Origin of the sequence: Nocardia farcinica (assembly GCF_029867845.1) — a bacterium.
Classification (GTDB): Bacteria; Actinomycetota; Actinomycetes; order Mycobacteriales; family Mycobacteriaceae; genus Nocardia; species Nocardia farcinica_A.
In genome coordinates this window covers 1-4,927 of sequence record NZ_JARWRU010000973.1, presented here as the reverse complement: position 1 = coordinate 4,927, position 4,927 = coordinate 1, and the positions used below count along the sequence as shown (strand labels likewise).

Annotated in this window: 4 protein-coding genes; 3 read left to right on the top strand and 1 reads right to left on the bottom strand. The window is 70.5% G+C overall.

Annotated features, from left to right (window positions below; all coding sequences use genetic code 11):
- Nucleotides 1–68: 68 nt before the first annotated feature.
- Nucleotides 69–644, bottom strand: coding sequence for a TerD family protein (locus QH283_RS21495; protein WP_280504777.1), 576 nt, complete (start codon nucleotides 642–644; stop codon nucleotides 69–71).
- Between the two features lie 144 nt (nucleotides 645–788).
- Here QH283_RS21495 and QH283_RS21490 point away from each other — a divergent pair, with 144 nt between their 5' ends.
- The 3 genes from QH283_RS21490 to QH283_RS21480 all read left to right on the top strand — a co-directional run.
- The gene (locus tag QH283_RS21490; protein ID WP_280504776.1) at nucleotides 789–2,003 is read left to right on the top strand and encodes a hypothetical protein; all 1,215 of its coding nucleotides are present in this window, start codon (nucleotides 789–791) and stop codon (nucleotides 2,001–2,003) included.
- A gap of 77 nt (nucleotides 2,004–2,080) precedes the next feature.
- Nucleotides 2,081–3,292: an HpcH/HpaI aldolase/citrate lyase family protein gene (locus QH283_RS21485; RefSeq protein ID WP_280504775.1), complete on the top strand. Its 1,212-nt coding sequence runs from the start codon at nucleotides 2,081–2,083 to the stop codon at nucleotides 3,290–3,292.
- Nucleotides 3,289–4,927, top strand: a 1,639-nt coding sequence (locus QH283_RS21480) for a phosphoribosyltransferase domain-containing protein (RefSeq protein ID WP_280504774.1), incomplete at its 3' end; no start/stop codon positions are given. The genes QH283_RS21485 and QH283_RS21480, both read left to right, overlap by 4 nt.

The following is a 4,927-nucleotide window of genomic DNA, read 5'->3' as shown; positions in this document are numbered from 1 at the left end:
CCTGCCACCGCGGTTGGGGGCGCCCCTATCCGCCCCCCCTACCGTGGGACGAGATGTCGAGCCTGCTGTCAGACGTTGACGCCGTAGTCGCGGGCGATGCCCTCCAGGCCCGAGGCGTAGCCCTGGCCGATGGCGCGGAACTTCCACTCCGCGCCGTTGCGGTAGAGCTCGCCGAAGATCATGGCGGTCTCGGTGGAGGCGTCCTCGGTGAGGTCGTAGCGGGCCAGTTCCTCGCCGTTGGCGCGGTTGACCACGCGGATGTAGGCGTTGCGGACCTGTCCGAAGGACTGCTGGCGGCTGGCGGCGTCGTAGATCGAGACCGGGAAGAAGATGCTCTCGATGTTCGGCGGGGTGTTGGCCAGGTCGACGTTGATGACCTCGTCGTCGCCCTCGCCCTCACCGGTGCGGTTGTCGCCGGTGTGCTCGATGGTGCCTTCGGGGGACTTCAGGTTGTTGAAGAAGACGAAGTGCTGGTCGGAGATGACCTTCTTGTCCGCGCCGGTGGCGATGGCGCTGGCATCGAGGTCGAAATCGGTGCCGGTGGTGGTCCGAACGTCCCAGCCGAGGCCGACGGAAACGGCAGTCAGGTTCGGCGCCGCCTTGGTCAGCGAGACATTGCCGCCCTTGGACAAACTGACACCCATGCGGGAATCCCTTTCATTAGTCCGTCTGTGCTCCCAGCATGTCCGAATCGCCGGGTACGACCTACGACAGTAGTAGGTTTCCCCGATCTTGCGTAGGAAGCGGGGTAAGCCCCGGTGAACAGCGCGATCTCCTACCATCGGGGCGTGGCTGGGCGCATGCGGGGATGGTTTCGCTCCTCCGGGAACAACGAGTGGATTCAGCAGGCCAGGACCAGGCTCGCCCAGGCATTCCTGGACATGGACCACAGGCAGAGCGCGGCGGAGGCCGCGGTGGGCGCCGCCGGGCAGATGTTTCCCGGGCAGGACCACAGCCGCGCGTGGGAGCCGGTGCGGGCGCGTTGCTACGCGGCGGCCGACGCCTATCTGAGCTGGTCGCAGGAGCTGGAGGCGGCCGAGCGGGACAACACCTGGCTACCGGCGGGCCAGGCCAGGACCGACGCGGTGGTGGCCCAGCTCGCCGACGCCGCCGCCGGCATCGACGCCTTCTACCAGCAGCGCAGGGCCACCCTCGAGGAGGCGGTGCAGCTGGCGCGGGTGGTGCCGCAGCTGGTGGCGCGGGTGCGGGCCGAGGCCGCCGAGGTGCGGGGGCGGGTGCTGGCCTCGGAGTACGCGGGCTACCCCTCGGTGCGGCAGCGGACGGCCGCGCTCGATGAGGTTCTGCTCACACTGGACGCCCTCGACCCGGCCACTGAGGCGGGCCGGGTCAGGCAGACCGCCAACCGGGTGCAGGCCATCACCGAGGAATTGTCGGAAGCATTGTCGCAGGCTCCCTTTCGCGGGACGGCCGCGACCAACGCGGTGAGCTCGGCGAGCACCAGGCTGGACGCCGTTCGCACGCGCGCGCAAGGCCTGCGGCCCGCCTACTCGGCGCTGCTGCGGGAGTTCAATGCTGCGAGTTCGGCCGATCTGACCAACAATGAGCGGGAAAGCCAGCGAGCGATCGATGCCGCCGCCGAGGCCCTCACCCGGGCCCGCACGGCATTGCGCGAGAACGACCCGGAGACCGCCCTTGAACTGACCTCCATCGCGCGGGGTGACCTCGCAGAGGCCGAACAACTGATCGACAGCGTCACCGCACGACTGGCGATGCTGCGATCCGTTCGCGAAGACCCCGAGAAAAAGCTCAAGGACGTACGATTCCGGCTGCGAGACGCCCAGATGCTCGCGGTCAGCAGAGACCTCGTGAGCGAATGGGGTTCGGTGCTGGACGCGCAGGCCGAACGCCTCGATCGGATCAGCGCGACACTGTCGGGACGCCACCCCGACTACTGGGCGTATGTGACGGAACTGGATGCCGTCACCGAATTCATCGCCGGTGTGGTGGAGCGCATGAGAAAACAACCGGGCCCGCCTCGGTAGGGGCCACCTCAGTAGGGCCCACCTCGACAGGGTCCACCTCGACGAACATGACCGCGAGTCACCAGAATGGAGCTTCGATGACCGCTCCCGTCGCCCTCCGGCAGGACATCAGCCTGCGGAAGCGACTGCCGCTGCGCCACTTCCGGCAGCTGCAAGGCCCCACCGCCAGATCGCTGTTCCATCGCCAGCCCGAACCCTTCGGCGACTCGACCGACCGGGACCTGCTGGCGGTCGCCCTCGGGGCCACCCTCTACGTGCCCGCCACGCGCGCGGATCTGGCCGACACCATCCGCAGACGCGCGGCGCGCGGGGTCTGTTCCATGGTCATCGACCTCGAGGACGCCGTCGCCGACCACGAGGTGGGACGGGCGAAGCGGCAGACCGTGGCGACACTGGACGAACTGGCCGTCGACCGCGACTCGGCGCCGTTGCTGTTCGTGCGCGTGCGCGACGCCGACACCATCGGCGAGCTGACCGACCAGCTCGGCCCCGGTCTGGCCGCGCTGTCGGGATTCGTGTTCCCGAAGTTCGACAGCGTCTCCGGCCAGAAGTACCTCGACGCGCTGGCCGATGTGGCCGAGCGGCTGGACCGGCCGATCTTCGGCATGCCGGTGCTGGAGTCGCCCGCGCTGGTGCACCGGCAGAGCCGTGACGCTGAGCTGACCCAGATCGCGGCCATGCTGGCCGAGCAGCGTGAGCAGATCCTGGCGGTGCGCATCGGAGCGACCGACATGTGCTCGACCTTCGGCATCCGCCGCGACCGTGACCTGACCATCTACGACGTGCGCGTGGTCGCCGACGTCATCGCCGACATCGTGAACTACCTCGGCCGCGCCGACGGCACCGGCTTCGTCATCACCGGGCCGGTGTGGGAGTACTTCGCCGACCACGAGCGGATGTTCCGGCCGTTGCTGCGCACCGCGCCGTTCGAGGAGTCGGACGCGGTGAAGTTCCGCCAGTACCTGGTGAGCCGGGATCTGGACGGGCTGCTGCGCGAGATCACCCTGGACCGCGCCAACGGCATCCAGGGCAAGACGGTGATCCATCCCTCGCATGTGGCGGCGGTGCACGCGCTGTCGGTGGTCTCGCACGAGGAGTACTCCGACGCGCTGGACATCCTGCAGGACGACGTGGGCGGTGTCGCGGCCTCGGAGTACCGCAACAAGATGAACGAGATGCGGCCGCACCGCAGCTGGGCGCGCCAGACCATGTTGCGGGCGCGGGTCTTCGGGGTGGCGAAGAAGGGGGTGTCCTTCGTGGACCTGCTGACGGCCGCGGTGAGCGGATGAGCGCGCCCTGGGCGACCAGGACGCTCGGACTGGAACTGCGCGAGCTCGACCATGCCGATACGCCGATGCGGATCGGCGCGCTGGTCACGCCGGGTCTGCGCCGCAATCCGCGCCGCGCGCACCTGCTGGTCTCGACCGTGCTCGGCAAGCATCTGCCCACCGACCCCCGCGTGGTGATCGCGGCGGGCGAGCGCCTCGGCGATCTGGTGCGACAGGTGCTGGTGCGCCCCGACGCCGCGGTGGTGCTCGGCTTCGCCGAGACCGCGACCGGCCTCGGCCATCTGGTGGCCGCGCGTCTCGGCGCGCGCTGCTATCTGCACTCCACCCGCCGTGACGTGCCGACCGCGCGCACGCTGACCGGGTTCGAGGAGGGGCACTCGCACGCCACCTCGCACCTGCTGCAACCCGAGCCCGCCGAGGTGTTCGCGGGCGAGCTGCCGTTGGTGCTGGTGGACGACGAGATCTCCACCGGCGCGACGGCGCTGGACGCGGTGCGCGCCTTGCACGAATTCGCCCCGCGCACGCACTACGTGCTGGCCTCGCTGGTCGACATGCGCACCGAGGCCGACCGCGAGCGGTTCGAGAAGGTGGCCGCCGACCTCGGTGCGCGCATCGACACGGTGTGCCTGGCGCAGGGCTCGACCGTGCTGCCCGCCGATCTGATCAGCGCGGTGCAGGCGCTGCCCGAGCCCGAGCTCAACCCCGTCGCCGCGGTGCGCGGTCGTGCGCACCGGGTCGAACTGCCCTGGCCCGCCGAGGTTCCCGAGGGCGGCAGGCACGGCATCCTCGACGCCGACACCCGCGCCTTCGAGGCGGCGCTGTCGGCGGCCGACGCGGTGTTGCGCGCCCGCCTCGCCGATCTGGCCCCCGGCCGCCCGGTGATCGTGCTCGGCCACGAGGAACTGATGTATCTGCCGCTGCGTCTGGCCGACGCGCTGGTCGCCGCGGGCATCCCGGCACGGTTCCAGACCACCACCCGCTCCCCGGCCCATGTGCTCGACGAGCCCGGCTACCCGCTGCGTCGTGGCTTCCGCTTCCGCGCCCCCGAACCGGTGGACGAGGTGCCGCGCTACCTGTACAACGCGCAGTGGCTCACCGAGTACGACGCCCGGCTGTCGGCGCTGTTCGGTATCGAGCCGATCGACGCGGTCGCACCGGCTGCTGCCTGCGGCGCCGGTAGCGGTGGTGCGGCGGTTGGCCTCGACGGCGCCTGCCGAGGCGGAGTCGATGCCGCTGTCGATCCGGTGCTGGTGCTGGTGATCGACGCGCCCGCGGACACGGAGGAACTGACCGGGCCGGGCGGGGTGGTCGACGTGCTCATCGCGTCGGGGGCGGAGGTGCTGGTGGCGGTCGTGCCCGGCGCGGACCCGGTGGCGCTGCGCGCGGCGCGGACCGTGAGCGCGTCGTCCGAGGCGGCCCCGCGAGACCCCGCCGCCCGCCGGTTCCCGGAACCGTTGCGCGGGCCCACGTTCGGGTCCTATGCCCCGCACGAGGTCGCGTGGCTGCTCAAGGACCTCTCCGAGGTCGATCTCGAGGCCGATGTGGCCGAGCGGGAGAAGCGCATCCAGGCGGGGGTGGCGCACTACGCGGAGTCGCTGCCGATCGAGTACCAGCCGGTCGCGCGCTACCGGGAGG

Excerpts from the sequence above, each read along its gene's own strand:
- QH283_RS21495 (WP_280504777.1), bottom strand. The coding sequence starts at position 644 with ATGGGTGTCAGTTTGTCCAAGGGCGGCAATGTCTCGCTGACCAAGGCG.
- QH283_RS21485 (WP_280504775.1), top strand. The coding sequence starts at position 2,081 with ATGACCGCTCCCGTCGCCCTCCGGCAGGACATCAGCCTGCGGAAGCGA.